The 1,352-nt window shown below is 75.0% G+C and carries 1 protein-coding gene; it reads right to left on the reverse strand.

The genetic code is table 11. The annotated features are described in order from the left end of the window. Positions 1–1,083, reverse strand: a 1,083-nt coding sequence (locus tag EAO77_RS35310) for a serine/threonine-protein kinase (protein WP_147992415.1), incomplete at its 3' end; no start/stop codon positions are given. Positions 1,084–1,352: the final 269 nt, after the last annotated feature.

Below are 1,352 nucleotides of genomic sequence, written 5' to 3' on the forward strand. Positions count from 1 at the left end.
GTCTACCAGGACCCCGAGCTGCAGGGCCTCCCGCCGGACACGGACTTCATCCGGCGGTGTCTGCACAAGGACCCGGCGCAGCGGCCCACCCTCCCCGTGCTGCTCGCGGAGTTCGGCCGGCTGCTCGGTGACACGGGTGCGCACACGCTCGCGGGCGGGCGTGTCCGCGGCGCGCTTCGCGAGATCGATCCGGGGATCGGACGCGGGGACGGGAGGGGTGGTGCCGTCGCGTCCGGCGACGGCGGACGCGACGCCCGCCGGGAGCCAGTTCATCGCCTCGGGCAGCCCGCCCGCGAGCGTGTGCGCACCCGTGTCACCGAGCAGCCGGCCGAACTCCGCGAGCAGCACGGGGAGGGTGGGCCGCTGCGCCGGGTCCTTGTGCAGACACCGCCGGATGAAGTCCGTGTCCGGCGGGAGGCCCTGCAGCTCGGGGTCCTGGTAGACGGCGCGGAAGTTCACCGAGTGCGCGGCGCCGGTCCCGAACGGGCTCGACCCGGTGCCGGCGAAGGCCAGCACCGCGCCCAGCGCGAACACGTCGCTCGCGGGGCCGACGCCCTGACCCATCACCTGTTCCGGGGACATGAACCCGGGGGTGCCGATCACCATGCCCGTCTGGGTCAGGGCACTGGCCTCGGCGACGATCGAGATGCCGAAGTCGATCACCCGCGGGCCGTCGGCGGCGAGGAGCACGTTCGACGGCTTCAGGTCGCGGTGGATCAGCCCCGCGGCGTGGATGGCCTCCAGTGCCTCGACCAGCCCGGCGCCGAGGACGAGCAGGGAGGCCCGGGGCCACGCCCCGTGGGCGCGTACCGCCTCGTCGAGCGGGAGTCCGGGGACGTAGGCGGTGGCGAGCCAGGCAGGGGAGCCCGTGGGATCGGCGTCGACCACGGCCGCGGTGAAGAACCCGGTGACCCGCCGGGCCGCCTCCACCTCGCGGGCGAAGCGGCGCTGGAAGTCCGGTTCCTCCGCGAGCTCGTCGCGCACCACCTTCACGGCGACCATCCGGCCGCTGGTGGAACGCCCCAGGTACACCCGGCCCATGCCGCCCGCACCCAGGCGGGCGAGGATCCGATACCGCCCCACCTGCCGCGGATCTGCCGCATCCAGCGCTTGCAACGCCGCCCCCCGCCTCTGACCCCGCCCCCGGGGGATCGTCAAAAGGCGATTACATCAGATCCGGCACGGGCGGCGCCCGGGGCAACCCGCTTGTCCCCGGGTTCCCTTGACGCGGAGTCCGCGGGGCGGGGCCCGGGCACGGCGCGRGCCGGGCGACCTGGAGGTCCGGGTCCTCACCGCAGCCGTGACGGGGGCCGTGCGGGAGGCGATGGTCCACTGGGCCGAGAGCGACCGGC

It is taken from the genome of Streptomyces sp. T39, assembly GCF_008042045.1.
In the GTDB taxonomy this organism is placed as follows: domain Bacteria; phylum Actinomycetota; class Actinomycetes; order Streptomycetales; family Streptomycetaceae; genus Streptomyces.